At 27.5% G+C, this 17,565-nt stretch carries 23 protein-coding genes; 4 read left to right on the top strand and 19 right to left on the bottom strand.

The window, feature by feature from the left end; genetic code table 11:
• Positions 1 to 84: 84 nt before the first annotated feature.
• Positions 85 to 1,140 (bottom strand): DUF5700 domain-containing putative Zn-dependent protease, encoded by a 1,056-nt coding sequence (locus B2694_RS16990; protein WP_346886759.1) that lies wholly within the window; start codon positions 1,138 to 1,140, stop codon positions 85 to 87.
• A 287-nt stretch (positions 1,141 to 1,427) separates the two neighbouring features.
• On the opposite strand from B2694_RS16990, the gene B2694_RS16985 reads away from it, so the two are divergent.
• Both B2694_RS16985 and B2694_RS16980 read left to right on the top strand, forming a co-directional pair.
• Positions 1,428 to 2,276: a Nif3-like dinuclear metal center hexameric protein gene (locus B2694_RS16985; protein ID WP_346886758.1), complete on the top strand. Its 849-nt coding sequence runs from the start codon at positions 1,428 to 1,430 to the stop codon at positions 2,274 to 2,276.
• A gap of 234 nt (positions 2,277 to 2,510) precedes the next feature.
• On the top strand, positions 2,511 to 3,089 hold the full coding sequence (locus tag B2694_RS16980) for a transglycosylase SLT domain-containing protein (RefSeq protein ID WP_150844570.1): 579 nt from the start codon (positions 2,511 to 2,513) through the stop codon (positions 3,087 to 3,089).
• Between the two features lie 90 nt (positions 3,090 to 3,179).
• On the opposite strand, the gene B2694_RS16975 is transcribed toward B2694_RS16980, so the two are convergent.
• The 7 genes from B2694_RS16975 to B2694_RS16945 form a co-directional block, all read right to left on the bottom strand.
• A complete protein-coding gene (locus B2694_RS16975; RefSeq protein ID WP_346886757.1) occupies positions 3,180 to 3,644 on the bottom strand; it encodes a hypothetical protein in 465 nt (154 codons plus the stop codon).
• Positions 3,645 to 3,657: 13 nt separating this feature from the next.
• Positions 3,658 to 4,341, bottom strand: coding sequence for a DinB family protein (locus B2694_RS16970; protein WP_346886756.1), 684 nt, complete (start codon positions 4,339 to 4,341; stop codon positions 3,658 to 3,660).
• A 71-nt stretch (positions 4,342 to 4,412) separates the two neighbouring features.
• Positions 4,413 to 4,907, bottom strand: coding sequence for a hypothetical protein (locus B2694_RS16965; RefSeq protein WP_346886755.1), 495 nt, complete (start codon positions 4,905 to 4,907; stop codon positions 4,413 to 4,415).
• Between the two features lie 36 nt (positions 4,908 to 4,943).
• Positions 4,944 to 5,573 carry a CPBP family intramembrane glutamic endopeptidase gene (locus tag B2694_RS16960; protein WP_346886754.1) on the bottom strand — a complete coding sequence of 210 codons (630 nt, stop codon included), beginning with the start codon at positions 5,571 to 5,573 and terminating at the stop codon, positions 4,944 to 4,946.
• Positions 5,574 to 5,726: 153 nt separating this feature from the next.
• On the bottom strand, positions 5,727 to 5,951 hold the full coding sequence (locus B2694_RS16955) for a hypothetical protein (RefSeq protein WP_346886753.1): 225 nt from the start codon (positions 5,949 to 5,951) through the stop codon (positions 5,727 to 5,729).
• A 324-nt stretch (positions 5,952 to 6,275) separates the two neighbouring features.
• Entirely contained in the window at positions 6,276 to 7,145 is an 870-nt protein-coding gene (locus B2694_RS16950) for an AraC family transcriptional regulator (RefSeq protein ID WP_346886752.1), read from the bottom strand.
• A gap of 88 nt (positions 7,146 to 7,233) precedes the next feature.
• The gene (locus tag B2694_RS16945) at positions 7,234 to 7,986 is read right to left on the bottom strand and encodes a sugar phosphate isomerase/epimerase family protein (RefSeq protein WP_346886751.1); all 753 of its coding nucleotides are present in this window, start codon (positions 7,984 to 7,986) and stop codon (positions 7,234 to 7,236) included.
• Between the two features lie 152 nt (positions 7,987 to 8,138).
• On the opposite strand from B2694_RS16945, the gene B2694_RS16940 reads away from it, so the two are divergent.
• Entirely contained in the window at positions 8,139 to 8,495 is a 357-nt protein-coding gene (locus B2694_RS16940) for a nucleotide pyrophosphohydrolase (RefSeq protein WP_346886750.1), read from the top strand.
• Between the two features lie 357 nt (positions 8,496 to 8,852).
• Positions 8,853 to 9,428, top strand: a complete 576-nt coding sequence (locus tag B2694_RS16935) for a hypothetical protein (protein WP_346886749.1) — start codon at positions 8,853 to 8,855, stop codon at positions 9,426 to 9,428.
• 98 nt (positions 9,429 to 9,526) lie between these two features.
• On the opposite strand, the gene B2694_RS16930 is transcribed toward B2694_RS16935, so the two are convergent.
• The 11 genes from B2694_RS16930 to B2694_RS16880 form a co-directional block, all read right to left on the bottom strand.
• Positions 9,527 to 9,787 carry a hypothetical protein gene (locus tag B2694_RS16930; RefSeq protein ID WP_346886748.1) on the bottom strand — a complete coding sequence of 87 codons (261 nt, stop codon included), beginning with the start codon at positions 9,785 to 9,787 and terminating at the stop codon, positions 9,527 to 9,529.
• Positions 9,788 to 9,886: 99 nt separating this feature from the next.
• Positions 9,887 to 10,564 carry a hypothetical protein gene (locus B2694_RS16925; RefSeq protein ID WP_346886747.1) on the bottom strand — a complete coding sequence of 226 codons (678 nt, stop codon included), beginning with the start codon at positions 10,562 to 10,564 and terminating at the stop codon, positions 9,887 to 9,889.
• Between the two features lie 26 nt (positions 10,565 to 10,590).
• Positions 10,591 to 11,250, bottom strand: a complete 660-nt coding sequence (locus tag B2694_RS16920; protein ID WP_346886746.1) for a DUF4352 domain-containing protein — start codon at positions 11,248 to 11,250, stop codon at positions 10,591 to 10,593.
• 425 nt (positions 11,251 to 11,675) lie between these two features.
• Positions 11,676 to 12,332: a hypothetical protein gene (locus tag B2694_RS16915; protein WP_346886745.1), complete on the bottom strand. Its 657-nt coding sequence runs from the start codon at positions 12,330 to 12,332 to the stop codon at positions 11,676 to 11,678.
• Between the two features lie 27 nt (positions 12,333 to 12,359).
• Positions 12,360 to 13,040: a hypothetical protein gene (locus B2694_RS16910; RefSeq protein WP_346886744.1), complete on the bottom strand. Its 681-nt coding sequence runs from the start codon at positions 13,038 to 13,040 to the stop codon at positions 12,360 to 12,362.
• A 159-nt stretch (positions 13,041 to 13,199) separates the two neighbouring features.
• Positions 13,200 to 13,646, bottom strand: coding sequence for a hypothetical protein (locus B2694_RS16905; protein WP_346886743.1), 447 nt, complete (start codon positions 13,644 to 13,646; stop codon positions 13,200 to 13,202).
• A gap of 196 nt (positions 13,647 to 13,842) precedes the next feature.
• Positions 13,843 to 14,397 (bottom strand): hypothetical protein, encoded by a 555-nt coding sequence (locus tag B2694_RS16900; protein WP_346886742.1) that lies wholly within the window; start codon positions 14,395 to 14,397, stop codon positions 13,843 to 13,845.
• Positions 14,381 to 15,055: an ATP-binding cassette domain-containing protein gene (locus B2694_RS16895; RefSeq protein WP_346886741.1), complete on the bottom strand. Its 675-nt coding sequence runs from the start codon at positions 15,053 to 15,055 to the stop codon at positions 14,381 to 14,383. Before B2694_RS16895 ends, B2694_RS16900 begins: the two co-directional genes overlap by 17 nt.
• A gap of 31 nt (positions 15,056 to 15,086) precedes the next feature.
• Complete coding sequence (locus tag B2694_RS16890; protein ID WP_346886740.1) at positions 15,087 to 15,959, bottom strand: hypothetical protein; 873 nt, start codon at positions 15,957 to 15,959, stop codon at positions 15,087 to 15,089.
• Positions 15,952 to 16,716: a hypothetical protein gene (locus tag B2694_RS16885; RefSeq protein WP_346886739.1), complete on the bottom strand. Its 765-nt coding sequence runs from the start codon at positions 16,714 to 16,716 to the stop codon at positions 15,952 to 15,954. The genes B2694_RS16890 and B2694_RS16885 overlap by 8 nt, the downstream gene beginning before the upstream one ends.
• Positions 16,703 to 17,565: hypothetical protein (locus tag B2694_RS16880; RefSeq protein WP_346886738.1), on the bottom strand; the 863-nt coding region annotated here is incomplete at its 5' end. The genes B2694_RS16885 and B2694_RS16880, both read right to left, overlap by 14 nt.

The following is a 17,565-nucleotide window of genomic DNA, read 5'->3' as shown; positions in this document are numbered from 1 at the left end:
TAAATATGCAATATAAAAAATGCTATGTTTTTCAACATAGCATTATGACCATATAAAATTATTGGCTTAGACTTAATATGTTTATTATTTAGCTGTTTTCCAGGCTGATTCCCATAAAGTAATCAGTTCTTGTGAGAATTGAATCTTATTTAACTCTATGGCAGCTTTATTATAATAAGTTAGGAAATATTTTAGATTAACAATACATTGAAGGACTTTTTCTTTTCCGAAAACTTTATCTATTGTTCCCACCATTTCTTCTCCAATTAATTTATCTAGAGAAGGCTTTATTCCTTGCATGAATGTATATGTATGAACTTTGTTTCTTAAAGTATCAATATTCCCTCCTTCCTTAAATAACTGTCTCAAAAATAAATCTAGCTCTGCTATTCTATCTGCTACCTTTAATCTTTCTTCACTATGAATGGATGTGATTTTCTCATACTGCTCCTTACCCATTATTTTACTTCCAACAATTCTCATCACTTCATTGTCTACTTGATTATCAAAAAAATATACTGCACTACCCTCGTCTAATATGGAACCTACTAATATAATTGCTAAACTAATAAAATTATTTCTGTTGATTAATTCCATTCTTTTTTTATCCTTACTTCTCCAATACCTAGAACCTATATGGTGAAATTCATGTGCCATACCATAAATTCCAAATGAATAAAAATTATCTGGGTATAACATAGTTATGCATTGAGTATAATTATTCATGCCAATAATAGTTCCTCCATTAAATCCATCAACTATGAAATGTAAATTTAATTTCATATCAGTATCTTCAGGAAGATACAATGAAACAAGTTTCTCAATCTTAGAATAGTCAATCTTTTGAACATAATTCAAATTAATATCTAAAGAATTTGTATCCTGAAGTATTAACTTAAATCTCTTATAAATACTTTCAAGTCTACCATTATATTCGCTTCCATTAATAATGCTATTCCAAACATATAAATATTCTTGCTTAGGTATTAAAGGCTCCAATGCATTTAGCCATATTTTATATGCTTCTGTTGTTTCTATAATAGTATTAATATCTTCAACTTTTACTAATTCTCTATTTGATAATGAAGTAAAAATATTGGTCATTTTTTTTGCCCCGTCATAAGTTACATTTATCTTCATTTCACCACTCCTTTCACCTAGGTTTTAAAATACAAAATACAATTGATTATGAACTTATAAATGAATTATATACCAATAAAGGTAACTTTTAAAATAAAAAATATTAAATGGTAAATAATTTTTACTTTAATTATTATTACTTAAGGTATGACCCCTTAGTGACTAAAAATATGGATAAATACTAAATTACTATATGTTTACTAATTTATATGATATATAATTAAGCAAATAGACAACCGTATGAGATAGTGAATCAAAGTTTACAATTAATTGTTAGGGGGATCTTTATGAGGGCTATTGATTTATATAATCAATTGGAAAGAGATTTTATTACAAAAGATATGCGAGATGATTGGGCAAGATTCATGGGTGAATTAGATGAATACCTTTCTCCAAATTTTAAAGAAAGAAGTATGGGTTTGGTTTGTGACTTCACAAATGAAATTAATTCTGTTTATTCTGCTGTGTTTCCTACTAAAGAAATTTTGCAGAGTATTATTGATGATGGAGTAACAAATGCAATGTTATTTCTACACCATCCTTCTATTTGGGATATTAGAAGATTAAAACCCTTCTATCAAATGGATAAAGAATTAATAAATAAGTTTAAAGAAAACAAAATATCAATATATAATTTACATGTACCATTAGATAATTTCAGTGAATATTCAACAAGTAAAACTTTAGCCGATGTTTTAGATATAGAAATTGAAAAACCATTTAAGGAGTATTGCGGAACATTAAGTGGTGTAATTGGTAAAACAAAGTGCAAGAGCGTGGAAGAATTACATGATAGGTTTTCAAAAGCTTTAGGGCACAATACAAGCCTCTATTTATATGGAAATAATAATATAAAAGATGGGAGAGTAGCTATTGTAGCAGGTGGAGGCAATAATATAGCTACTGTTTCTGAAATGATTGAAAATAAGGTGGATGTTCTTATTACAGGTATTTCAGTGAATAACAAAAATTATTTAGAAGTTCATACGCTTGAACAAAAAAATCATATTAATGTTTTGGGTGGAACGCATTATTCTACTGAAAGATTTGCATGTCAAAAGATGTGTACTTATTTTGAAAGGTTTGGGCTTGTTTCTACTTTTATTGAAGGAGAACCAGTATACGAGGATATGTAAGTTTTCCACATTAGTTTAATGATTGTACATAAATATTTATATATATTTCACACTTTCCTTAAATGTAAATTAAATAATATAAATATATTAAACACTTAAGAAATTTGTAATGAATTCCTTAAGTGTTTTAATCTATAATTAAATTAAGTAAGCTAGTTATAGATAAGTTTTAAAATATAAAAAAGTCTATAACTATTTCGCCTATGGTAAATAAGGCTTTGAGGAGGAACTTTTTTGAAGAAAAAAAGATTTAGTTTTAAAAAACTTTTATTTATTTTAATTATTATTGGTTGGGGTATGTTATTTATTTATTCTTTTAACAGTAAAAATCCTCATGAACAAGAAACCTTTCAGATTGAGTATAAAGATTCTATAAATAAATATTGTAAAGAGTTTGATGTTGATAAATATTTAGTCTATGCAATGATAAAACAGGAAAGCAATTTTAATAACCAGGCTATTTCTTCAGCTAAAGCAAGAGGTTTAATGCAGCTAACAGAAGATACCTTTAACTGGCTAAAACCTCAGTTAGGAGAAAGTTCTACCACCTATGATGATTTATTTGATGCAGATACTAATATTCGATATGGTGTGTTTTTTATTTCTATCCTTCAGAAAAATTTTTCTGAGCAAAACACTGTAGTTGCAGCCTATAATGCGGGAATGAATATTACCACTGAATGGTTACAGGATAGTAATTATTCAAGTGATGGAGCAACACTAAATAACATCCCTTATAAAGAAACTGCAAACTATGTTGATATAGTGGACTATAATTATAAAAAGTATTTAGAAATATATAAAGATAAATAAATTAAGGTTTAGTAATCAAAATTAAGTGATTACTTGCAAACTACCCCATTATCCAAAATAGAATAATGGGGTAGTTTTATTTTTACATAATTATTTATAATTATTTATTTCTAGCTCTGCTTCCACAGGTAATTTTTCTTTTAAAATATTAATAACTTTATAGTAATCATTGGTTTTAAAATGAAAGGTTTGCTCCATAAAACCACCAAATAGTTTAACTTTTACATCCTTTGAATTAGTTACTTGAACTTTCTCAATCTCATTCCACAATATAATCTCTTTATATCTATACATTGATATAAAACCTTTGGAGCTAATTCCTCCCTTAATCCAGCTGCTTATAAACGTAAAAATACATAACATTCCTATTACATAATGAATCCATGTATTAGCATAAAAATACATAATGCCTATGAGAATAATAATACCAAACAATACAACAACAATCTCTATAAGCCTTTTTTTTATTGGTATTATTAAGGCTTTTATATATTTTAGCTGCTTTAGTATTATTAAAATTAAAAGCACTGAAATAATAATATCATTAATCTTCATTTATATCCTCCTGTTATAAAGCCTTTGATTTGGACTTCTTTTTTGCACTTAAAGATTCATTTATGTGTATCACTTGATGTCTAGTCATTGGCATTAATATAATTCCCGCTACATTCTTTCTACCCCAAAAATCAATAAGCCAATTTGATGCCTTCACATCCAATACTGCTCTCTCATCTAATATACGTTGCAATCTATGTTTATCAAACTTTCTTTTCATATCCTGAGTGGAAAGATTCTTTACTATGTCTCTTGTCCTTCTTCCTACTTCAATTCTATAATTTTTTAACTCTTCCATATTTATATTTTTACTAAATTCCTTAATATCATCTTCTGACATCGCATTACCAGTATCTGTGATATTGGAGTTGATTTTTTCTTGCCAATTTTCCCTATTAAATATCTGTTTATCGCCTGCAACTAATAAATTCATTGTTATATCCTCTATCCTAGTACAATGCCAAATGCCATAGGCGATAGTACGTCCCTTTTGATTTTGTGAAGTTCTAAATGTATTTTCATCTAACCCTTCCCATAATTCATCTTCAAAAGTTTTTTTATCTACTCCTGACATAATGGATAAATGCACCATTGAATGCAAACTTAAAGCCAAGCTTTTACTTTCTTGAATTTTATCTGGTTTCAACATTATCTTCCTTAACTCCTTAATGTCATTGTTCCATGATTTTAAATCCACTTAATATACTCCCCTTTATCTGTTCCTTATGGTTTATAATTAATTATCAACTCTAAAATTAATTTAGTGTTTTACCTTGGCTTTAATAACTCTACGGCTCTATATCCATCACTCTTCATAGAAGTATATGGATGAAAGTTATATTTTATAGGTATTAATGTAATTATCGTTTTCCCAAAGGTATTCCACTTAATGCCCTTTAATATTAATTCTAATATGTAATATTCACTTAGAGTATTACTACTAAGAATTATTAATGATATTAAAAATAGCATTAATGAAACCATTGGTCCTGATAACGCTATTATTATCGCCTTGATTCTATTATTCACAAATTTACCATAAACTCGTCCATATGAAATATCCATTATTGAATTATATCCTCTAAATTCTATTAGAAACCTACCTATCTGTACCTTTTTACTTAAGTAAGAATTACCTATTTCAATTTTCACATCTCCCTTAGTAAACATCAATAGTGGAATCCCATGTCCAATTTCATGCAGCAACGTTAATCCCGGTTCAAGTAATATAACTAAGAAATATATAACTATAAATTCCTTCAAATCATTGTTCCTCATCTTCCTATAAAATTAACTTTTTTATTTACATTCGTACTTTAGATTTCTGTAAAGTGTATTACCTCCATTAATTATGATATGACATAATATTGGATATATAATTGATTGAGTAATTAAAGCTATGTAGCTAAAGTATACTCCAATAATTAGAAAAGAAAAAAACATTGATACATTTTCTTTATTAAAAGACCAATAATTCAAATGAAATGCCATGAAAATAATTCCATTTAATAAAATAATAGCCTCAGCATGATCTCCTAATATATAGACTGTCATAGGTAAAATTAGTCCACGAAAGGCCACTTCTTCAAATATGGGTTGTATTACTCCATAATGAAAACATCTAAATTTATTACTTTTTCGTGGATAATAAATATTTATATTATATATACAAGTAAAGATTGTACTTATCCCAACATATAATATAGCCATAATCCCCCATTTATTGTTTACAGGAACTTTTACTATATAATCAATGGGATTAACAACTAAATATATAATTAATAGTATTAGACCCCAAGCGTAATACCCCTTGCTTTCCCATAGTTGGTAATTTATTGATTTATTAAAAAGTTTTTTAAAGATATTTTCTAATGGTTTATATGAAAATAATATTATTACCATTAATATTAAATAACCTATTTTACTCATTAACTGTAGCTCCTCTATAATTTACGTATCTTCTGATACTAGTATATTAATCATTATTTTATATTGCATGGGTGCATTATATAAATTGAATTATGTAATAAAGTTATTTCTTTTATTTTTTATCAAGCACTTCACCTCTATAAATGTTATTGATCATAAAAATAACATGTAAATAGCTACTCCCCCTGTAAAAATTACAGCTATAAATAACATAACTGCTTCAATTTTTCTATTATCTTTATAACTTTGTATTCCATTAAAAATATTTATTAAGGCAACTAGTAAAAGCATAATAGGGATATTGTTCCACTTACCTGTCATGTTTAATATAGCTACAATAATAACTAGAATAGTTAATAATATTTTTATTTTCTTCAATTTTGCATACTCCTTTGATATTTTTTCTTAAAGTTAATTATCAACTCTAAAATTAATTATACACTAATAAAAGTAAATTTAAAATAATTTTACCATAGACAACCTTAGCAATTATCTTGATGATTTAAACTAGCATCTCTACATTGACTTATAATCTAAATATTTTATATCCTCAAATTCCTAAAAAACACTGCATATTCATTTCTGAATGTGCAGTGTTTTAAATTGATTAAACTTTAAAATAAGATATTATAGCTAGTTATATAAATGCTAACGATTTTGAAAGTTATTTTAAAAGTTTTTCTAATAAATTGTAATTACTTTCTACTTTTTAATAATAGCAATCCAAACTTCTTGATGATTTTCTTGCATATAGCATTCAATTACAGGAAGATCAGCTAATTCATATCCTGAATTAGGAAGCCATTCACTATAAAATTGCTTATAAACCTTTTGAGTCGCATCTGGCAGTTCTCCATTAGCTTCAAAAATTGCCCATGTTGCAGCAGGGTAAGTAAACTCTTTCATTCCTTCAAGTACTGGAACATGTTTACAATTTGGTACATCAACATGATTTGTCACCGCTATGATGTATTCCATTTCTTCCGACTCTCCCCATTGTCCTCCTTGAGCAATTCCTAAAAAACCTGCAGGTCTATAGTCGGGAAAGTTGTCAAGGAACTTTTTCATAGTTCCATCCTTCCATGAGTTTTCCCAAATCTGAGGAATTACTTCAAAGGCCTGGGCTGTTTTTACTTTATGTGATACTCCCATTACTCTAAATTCAGGCCACTGTTCAATTTGATAATTCATATGATTTTCTCCTTTTATTGAAATTTGAAAGGAGAGCTTAGGACAGGATTTCAGCTGTACAGTTTCATTTCTAACACTTGAAGGTAGTACTCCATGAAATTTTTTAAATGCCCTAGTAAATGAATCTTGAGATTCATATCCATACTTCAAAGAAATATCAATTATTCTCTCTGTGCTATTTAATAAATCAAAGGCTGCCATTGTTAATCGTCTGTTTCTTATATATTCCGATAAAGGCTTGTCCGCTATATATGAGAACATTCTTTGAAAATTGTAGACAGAACATCCAGCAATTTTTGAAATAGTTTCATAGGATATTTCCCCATGAAGGTTTTCTTCTATATAATTTATAGACTCATTTAAATTTTTTATCCAATCCATTCTTCTCACTCCCAATTTAATAATATCTTTATAAATATATTTACACTCGATATTTCGTGCCCTATTTTGTAGCCTTATTATTATTAATTTACTTAGTTGTATTTCCCTTCTTTGAAGCTTCAATTATATTTTGAATCATTTTTTTAGATTCTAAAATTTCCTCATCTGTATCAACAACTTCAAATATGATTTTTCCATCATAGTCCTTTAAGTAATTTTGAAAAATTAACCTAAAGTCAAGTTCACCTTGTCCAATAGGAAGATGTTCATGCTCTACATCAAAATGCTTATCTGCTATATGTATGCATTTAGGAAATTTCACTTTAAGTATTTCTTCCAAATGATTATAGTCATCTATATGAGCAATATCAAGGAGTAATTCAACATCTGGGTTTTTATCAAATACTACTTTTAAGTCACTTGGCGTATAGTTAATTTTGTCAATTACACTATTATTCTCAATATAAAGTTTTATATTGTTCTTTTTTAATAGTTGGTTAGTCTTATAAATGTTGTCAGCAAGTAGATTTATAGTTTGAGAATTTATGATAAGACTTTTACATACGGGATGTATAATAACCTCTGTATGATTTAAATATTTTAATATCCTAATCAATTCATTATTATATTTATAATAATCATCAATATCATATACAGCACGAATCATTACTGGAAATTTTGAATTTAATACATATTCTTCTTTAGGAAATAATACCTTATCAAGTACTAATTCCCCTTTACTAAACCAAATTTGCATAAAATCAAACTTGTTTGATTTTGAAAAATCAATTTCATCTTTATAATTATTAAACCATCTTATACTTCTTCCATATTCTATCATAGTTATATACCCCCTTTTTTAATTTTCCTCACATATCTCTAAAACTAAATATAAATTAATTGTACACCAATAAAAGTAAATACAAAATAGATATCGTGATATAATATGTCTAATAAGTAAATAATTATAAGTTAACTATTGGAGGTAGAAAAATGGCAGATTTAAAATTATCAGAAATTATGGCCATGCAAAAGGAACTACAGGAAAAATATAAAGAAAAATGGACTCCTCTTTGTGCAGAGAATGGTCGTAACAGCTTGTTATGGATGATAGAAGAGATGGGAGAAGTAATAGCGATAATTAAAAAACGTGGAGAAAATGATATTATGAATGATGAAACAGTTAGAGCTGCTTTTGTTGAAGAAATGGTTGATGTTATGATGTTCTACAACGATGCATTGATGTGCTTCGGGATTACACCTGAGGAATTTTCAGAAGCTTTCATAAAAAAGCATTGTAAAAATATGAATAGAGATTTTGATCTTGAACATAAAAAATATCTGCTTTAATATTACCTGAATTATTCATAGTAAAATTAAATAGATTTAAAAGTATCAGATTTTTTGGCTGATATAAAATCCTTAGAGAAACTATATCTTAAAATACTCTTCCAATTCCTCCACAGAATTTATATCAAAGATATCCATCCCAATTTTATCAATGGCATTAATGGGTAAGTTCATTTAATTCAGAAGAAGAATCTATTAGAATTAAAAATTTCATTGTTCATAGTAACATATCTCGTAAATATACAAAAGTAAGAGAATTTAAAAATATCCAACCAATATTCATGTAACATTTTAAAAATATGGAATTTTAATACAAATATAATGTATAATAAAAATATAAATTACTGGGGGTAAAAGATGAAAAAAGTATTGGTTTTAATTATTGTATTGAGTGCCTTAATTATTAGCGGATGTACTCAAAGTGAAAACTTTACAATTGAACATAAAGAATTTACGGATGAACAAATGGAAATATTATCATTAACCGGAAATAGAGCATTTAAATATGATTTAAAAAACTTACCTAGAGATAAAAGCTATGAACTAAAGGTAGTATATGAAGTTTATAAAAATAAAGAAAAAGTAAGGGAAGAGATTCTATTAGGTACAGCATATGGGCCAACAGAGGATAAGATAGAAGATACTAATATATCAATAAATATACAAGAAAATAAAATAAGAATAATATTTGGTGGGGCATATAGTAATTTAGAAATAGAAGAAAATATATTTAAATCATCAAATTATTATTTTAATGGAGCTAGAAAATTTAATATAGGAGATGAAGTGTATTTATTTTATAGTAATGATGGCGGGAAGGGTTTAACCATGGAAAAACTAGGATACTTATCAAAAGAAGAATTAGATGGATTAATTGAGAAAAATAAAGAGAATGCTTTTATAAAATTAGTATGCGAAGAAATAAAAAAATAAGTTTACAACCTTAAACTATTACGAACTAAAATCCAGTGATTTCGAATCACTGGACTTTTAAATTAAACATATTACATACTTACAATATATTATCAACACTATTTTAAAACAGAGTCAAAAATAAAAGTAGAAAAAAATATACTTATTGCAAACAATGCAAATAGGGCAAACATATTTAAAATCAAAAATACTGTATCTAAAATAGTAGCTAATTTTTTTTCTTTTTCTAACATGCTACTCTTTTGTATCAAAGGAAAAGCCACTAAGCTACCAACTATACAAATTATGTTAATTACTAAAAGAATTTTAGCTGCTGGAACTTCAAAAAAAATTTTTGCAATAAATTCTATATAAACCACCTCCTTATATAGTCAAATATACACTATTTTGTAAATAATTCAACATTGAATTTATTTTCTTTTTTTCTTATCTTTCTATTCAAAGGCTTAATATTAAAATTAAAAATTTACTTCTACAAGTCTTTTCTTATCTTCGTCTTCTTTTCTGGTTGTGGCATCTTGCCTTTCAATTACAAGCCGCCCTTTATTAGTTTTTAATAATTCATCTGGAATTATAAATACAAGATCATAGGTATATTCTACTGATGGCTCAAACTCTGTTCTAAAATAATCTTTTCTCCCATAACCTTCTAGTTTGCTTGAAGAGACACATTCACTATAATCACATTCAGTAGTAGTAGTATTTTTATATACTACTAATGCCATGCTATTTAAGTAGAGCTCCTTAATTTCTTTTGTATTATTCACAATAGTTAAATTAACTACTACATAAGAATCATCTCCAGTTATGTTGCCACTTTCAGCAAATGTATATCGTTCACTCCAATTAGTAGGTGCAGGAAAGTTTCCTTTTTCTTTTGATTCCATTGCTGAATTCACCTTATATGTATAAGGTCCAAAGGTAAACTCTTCTCCTACTTGAAAAATCCTTTTTTCACTTTCTTCTTTTGCTTCTTCTTCCTCAAGATTTCTTACGTCTTCTTCTGCCATTTCTTCATTATTCCAAACATTTTTTCCTGGAAGAGGCATACCTTTAACTATAAGTATATAGACACTGCAAATAAACATTCCTGCTATAATTATTTTGCAAATTACTTTGCCCATTTTTCCTTTCACTTTTACCTCCTTATATGAATATTCATTTAATGAAATTTTACTCCTACACATCTCATCTTATCTTCGTTTTCCTTTTCTGTTGAGGCATCTTGTCTTCTAATTACAAGCTGCCCTTCATTGGTTTTTAATGATTCATCTGGAATTATAAATACAAGATCATAGGTATATTCTACTGATGGCTGAAGCTCTGTTCTAAAATAATCTTTTCTCTTAAAACCATCTAGTTTATTTGAAGATAAACATTCACTATAATCACATTCATTAGTATTATTATTTTTATATACTGCTAATCCCATGCTGTTTAAGTAGAGTACCTTATCTTTTTTTGTATTATTAACAATAGTTATATTAACTACTACATAAGAATTATCTCCTGTTATGTTGCCATTTTCATCAAATGTATATCGTTTTGAATAATCTGTAGGTGCAGGAAAGTTTCCTTTTTCTTTTGATTCCATTGCCGAATTCACCTTATATGTATAGGGTCCAAAAGTAACCTCTTCTCCTATTTGATATAATCTTAATTCACTTTCTTCTTTTCTTTCTTCTTCCTCTGCTATTTCTTCATTATTCCAAACATTTTCTCCTGGAATAGGCATACCTTTAACTATAAGTATATAGACACTGCAAATAAACATAGCTATTATAATAATTTTTAAAATTAATTTTCCCATCTTGTTTCTCACTTTCCCCCCCCAACATAACACTAATATAAAATTAAGTTTTAATATATTAAAATATATATACTAAAAATCATTAATTAAATACTTTTAAATTTCGTTAAAGAAGATTGTAAAATACAAATATATATCTTACAATCTTCTTTTCTAAATTTATCCTTAAATTATATGCTGTCTGGACTCCATTTTCCAGATAAATATACCCTTAATTGAGTTCCTGTCATACGAAGTTGTGCAGCATTCCATTTTCTTTCATTTACATTATTAAGTAACTTTTTAGCTTGCCCCTTACCTACTAATACATTTCCATTGTAATTGCAGCATTCTTGTTGTGTTGGTCTAACAGAAGCATTACTATCTTCGTATATGCCTCATTGATTTTAACACTCATTACTTAAAACTTACATAACATTAAATCTTAAATATTAAAATTAAAAATTTATATCTACACACCTTACCTTATCTGCATCTTCTTTTCTAGTTGAGGGGTCCTGTCTTTTAATTGAAAGCTGCCCTTTATTATTTTTTAATGACTCATCTGAAGCGATAAATACAAGATCGTAAGTATATTCTACTGATGGCTCAAACTCTGTTCTAAAATAATCTTTTCTTCCATAACCATCTAACTTACTTGAAGATACACATTCGCAATAGTCAGATAAAACACCTAAAATCATAGTATTTAAATAGAGTTCCTTAACTTCTTTTGTATTATTCACAATAGTTAAATTAACTACTACATAAGAATTATCTCCAGTTACATTGCCACTTTCATCAAATATATATCGTTCACTCCAATTTGTAGGTGCAGGAAAGTTTCCTTTTTCTTTTGTTATACTTGCCGAGTTTACCCTATATGTATAGGGTCCAAATTTAATCTCTTCCCCTACTTGAAAAACCTTTTTTTCACTTTCTTCCTTTTTTTCTTCTCCCTCACTGTTGTCCACATCTTCTTCTACTATTTTTTCATTATTCCAAACATTTTCTCCTGGAAGAGGCATACCTTTAACTATAAGTATATAGACACTGCAAGTAAACATGGCTACTATAATTATTATGCAAATTACTTTGCCCATTTTTCCTTTCACTTTTTACCTCCTTATATGAATATTCATTTAATGAAATTTTACTTCTACACATCTCATCTTATCTTCATCTTCTTCTCTAGTTGTGGGATCTTGTCTTCTTATACCAAGCTGACCTCCATTGCTTTTTAATGATTCATCTGGAATTATAAATACAAGATCATAGATATATTCTACTGATGGCTCAAACTCTGTTCTAAAATAATCTTTTCTCCCATAACCTTCTAGTTTACTTGAAGATACACATTCACTATAATCACACTCATTAGTATTATTATTTTTATATACTGCTAATCCCATGCTGTTTAAGTAGAGTACCTTAGCTTCTTTTGTATTGTTCACAATAGTTAAATTAACTACTACATAAGAATTATCTCCGGTTATATTCCCATCTTCATCAAATGTATATGTTTCTGACCAATTTGTAGGTGTAGGAAAGTTTCCTTTGTCTTTTGATTCCATTGCCGAATTAACCTTATATGTATAGGGTCCAAATGTAATCTCTTCTCCTATTTGATATAACCTTAATTCACTTTCTTCTTTTCTTCCTTCTTCCTCACCGTTATCCACATCTTCCTCTGCTATTTCTTTATTATTCCAAACATTTTCTCCTGGAAGAGGCATACCTTTAACTATAAGTATATAGATACTGCAAATAAACATGGCTGCTATACCAATTTTAAAAACTGATTTTCCCATCCTGTTTCTCACTTTTTACCTCCCAACATAACACTAATATGAATTTAAGTTTTGATATATTAAAATATATATCCTAAAAATCTTTAATTAAATATTTTTAGATTTCGTTAAAGAAGATTGTAAAATACAAAAATATATCTTACAATCTTCTTTTCTAAATCTATCTTTAAATTATATGCTATCCGGACTCCATTTCCCAGATAAATATACCCTTAATTGAGTTCCTGTCATACGAAGTTCTGCAGAATTCCATTGTTTCTCACGTACACTATTAAGTAACTTTTTAGCTTGTCCCTTACCTACTAATACAGTTCCATTGTAATTGCACAACTCTTCCTGACCTGGTCTAACATAAACATTACCATCTTTGTAAATACCATAAGCTCCCCATACATCAACGTAAACACTACAAGGTGACCCTAAATTATTTATATATGCTGATGTCTTATCTGACTTATATCTATAGCCTGTGTGCACTATATTGTATCCTGAATAAAACTCGCTAAAAGGAGTGTCTTCATAGTTATTTGCTTCAGCAGTAGATATTTTAGCTGCCATTATGGTCATGAATACCATTCCTAATATAATCCCTTTAAAAATATTTTTTTTAATTTTCAATTGTCTTCCCCCTTTTTAATAGGATACTTTAACCCTATCTTAAACTTTTAAAATATAATTTGATTAATCATTTAAGTTCTATGCATTTTATTATATCTTGAAAATCTTACCTTATATACGTAAAGTATTTACAAAGATAACTCCCTAGTTTTTTTGTTATTGACTTTAACAATAACTACTTAGAGCTTATATATTACTAAATCTCAAGTTTAACACACTTTTTTACTGGATATATATCTAATGTTAATCTAAATTGTACTTCCTCAATTCTCTTCCAACTACTACTATTATATTGAAAGTCAAACATTTCATAGGGTAAATCTAATGTGATTTCTTCATTTGGAGCTAAAGTTAAGTTTGGACTTGCTCCTTCTCCATTCATTACAATAAACATTTCATAATTTAAACCATTATGCCAATCAATAGATTCTGCTTCAAAAAAATCACATTCTATACTTTGCTCTTCACTACTTGTATTCTTGAAGTTAACTGTTGCTACAATAGCTTTTCTTTCATCATTCTCAAAAACAGTAGATTCTTCTAGATTCATATTTTTTATTTCATTGTCAGATATAAACTTAGCTTTTTCTACCTTGACTGTAATTCCTCTATATTCAAGGGTATCCCCTAGGTTATAAGTTTCTACAGGTGCTTGAGGATACTTATTGTTTATGTAATTATATCTTAGTCCAATTACTATAACTAAAATAAAAATAGTAGCCAGTGATATTACTTTACTTTTCTTCTTCATAATTATCACCTTCCTTTTGGCGTTTATTATATGGTTTTAACCTTCCATTTTCCATAAAGAAAATTTCATCAGATAAAAATTCTAGTTCCTCACTATCATGACATGAAATAATTATTAATGCTCCTGCATCACGATATTTTTGTAATGTTTTTCTTAAGGATATTACACTACTTTCATCAAGAGCATTAGTTGGTTCATCTAGAATAATTATCTCAGGCTCTTCCATTATTGCAGCTGCTATTCCTAGTTTTTGTTTCATACCTAATGAATACTTTTTAAACTTCTTTTTTTCCTTTGGATCAAGTCCAACCATAGTTAATACTTCATTAATTTTATTATCATCTATCTTACCTTGTATTTCTGATAATATTTTAAGATTTTTAAATCCGGAATAATTAGAAATAAAACCTGGACTTTCAATTAAGGCTCCCAAGCTGTTTGGAAAAGAAATATCCTTTCCAAGAACTTGTCCATCAATTATAACTTCACCTTCTGTTGGCAAAATAAGACCGCAAATAGCTCTCATTAACATAGTTTTTCCTGAACCATTTTTCCCTTTTAATCCATATATTTTTCCACGGGTCATTTTTATATTTATATTATCAAGAATTAAATTTCCTGAAATTCTTTTTGTTAAGTTTCTTACTTCTATCTCCATATTCATGCTCCTTATTTTTTCATTTAAATGATTACTTTTCTAAAATATCATACCTTTTAATTTTATTTGCTCCTATAAATATGGTTGCTATTGATAATACTACACATATAACTATTCCATATACTATACTTACTCCACTGTCTCCAATATTTAAATTACTACGTAATATCATTAAATAATTGCCTATAAAAAATGAATTACAATAAAAAGGTGTTAGAGTTAAAACAGTAATGATAAACATGTTACTTATAATTGAATTAGTAAAGAGTGAAATTAATAATTGTATTAATGAAAAAGTAATGGATGTAATAACTGGAAGTATTATTCCGACTATGAGTATTCCTTTAAAATTAAACTTCGAAATGTCTAGATTTGATAATATCAGATTTAGCTCCTTTGATGGTTCCAGTGATAATCCTCCATGGAAAAGTGAAAAAACTGTTATGACAATGATAGAAATTCCATAATAGATTAGAACATTATATATGACCCATAGACACTTAGAAAGCCACCATGAAACTCTACTTTTAGTTCTAATTAACACCTGAATTCCTGATTCGCTTAAATCCTTTAATGGAAAATATCCAATGATAATACTTAAATATATATTTACTAAAAACCATTGAGGCAGCTTATCTTGTAATTCAACTGCATTTCCATCAAAAACATTCATTCCCCTAAACATAAATAATATAAAATCTAAAAAAGAGATTTCTTTACTAATATTATTAAATTGTATAATTTTTTTAGCTCTTATTTGAAATACAAAACATAAAAATATAAATATAAATAGAGCCATTGCATATCTTTTCCATCCCTCTATAGTACCTTTATAAAAATCATGTTTAATCTGTAAAAAGAAACTTCCTTTTTTCTTTTCATCTCCAAATTTTATATTATTCATAATAAAATTCCTTTCTTTTTCCCAGAATAACTCCTAAAAATATTGCTATTAATATAAGAACTATGCCATATGAAAACCCAACAATTAATTTATAGGTGCTATTAATTGCTGTGTAATCAATATTTATCACTTTACATACAATTGGTACTGAAATTTCTAAAAATCCCAAGGTTACAACAAACAGCCAGCTTATAATCTTCTTGTTTGTTACCCAATATATTAATAATGAAATAGTTAATATTAGAATAATTCTGATAAAGGAACATAATAAAAACATTGTAATTACATAGTTTAAACTTATAGAGCTACATATAGTTTTGTTTATTTTAAAGTAAATACTATTGACATTATTCCAGTTTATAAAGTGTGTAGTCATTAATCCCCCAAAGAAATAAGTGCAAATGGAAATCCATATTGAAGAAAATATAGATAATAAGCTTATTTTATATACCTGCTTTATCCATAATAAAGTCCTACTTTTTTGTTTTATAATACTATTTATCCTTAGGTCATCTTTAATAATGTTAAAAAGCATAAAATTTGCTAAAATCATAATTTCAATTCCAAAAAACCAATATGCTGATACGAATATAAATGCATCTGCCACACTTTGAATATTATGAGTAAATACTCCACTTCTAATATGAAATAAAATTATAATAGCTAAGATCATCATATATCCCATGATTATTAGATAGTTGCATTTTATATTTCTTAAAAATTCTTTTGTCCAATTTTTAAAATTAGTATATATCATCTTTCACTCCCTTGACGAAAAACATACCAAATGTAATGATTGATAATCCAATAATTTCTCCTAAAACTACATATCCATTACAAACTTCAAATCCTGGCTGTAAAAAATAAAAGGGAATATATTTAGCTAAATTAAAGGAACCTAGTACTGTGTAAACAAATATATATACTATAAATGGTGTAATTAACGCCATGAACCTATATTCAATGAAGAAACTCACTGATAATCCAATAGTAGCTATAAATCCACTAAAAATAAAATCTATCATTAAAAATCCAATTAAATATATATAAGGATGTGTAAAAAATAATTTACTCCATAAATGTGTTGGTCCTATTGCAAAACTTTGAGTTACTTGAGGTACAAATGAGGGTAAAAACATAGCTGCAATAATCAAATTAACAAGTAGTGGTATAGTTATAGCTAGTCCACCTGAAATGAAGGTAGCTATATACTTTGCTAAAAAATAATCCTTCTTTTTCGCTCTAATAAGAACATTTTTTATATATCCACTTTTTCTGTCAGTAAAAAAGGTATCTGCAAATGGTATTGCCGCTAACAATGGCAATAAGGCAAAAAATATATAGCTCTGTGGAAGTATATTAATATTACCAATCCATGCCTGAAATACGGTGGTTGGGGATGCCATTGGATAATTATCCACCACAACCCTTTCATTAAAATTAGCTATTGGAATAACATATGTAAAAATTTGTGATACTGTAATTACTAGCCCTAAAAAAAGTACAAGAGCCATAGTTTTACTTTTAATCGCTCTACTCAATTCAATCTTTATAAGTTTATTTTTCAAAATCTCACCTTCAATTCCGTTGAATGAAAAACTAACTT

The sequence above is a fragment of the Clostridium sp. UBA4395 genome, assembly GCF_002390995.1.
In the GTDB taxonomy this organism is placed as follows: Bacteria; Bacillota; Clostridia; order Clostridiales; family Clostridiaceae; genus Clostridium_J; species Clostridium_J sulfidigenes.
This window is presented reverse-complemented; position numbering and strand designations above follow the sequence as displayed.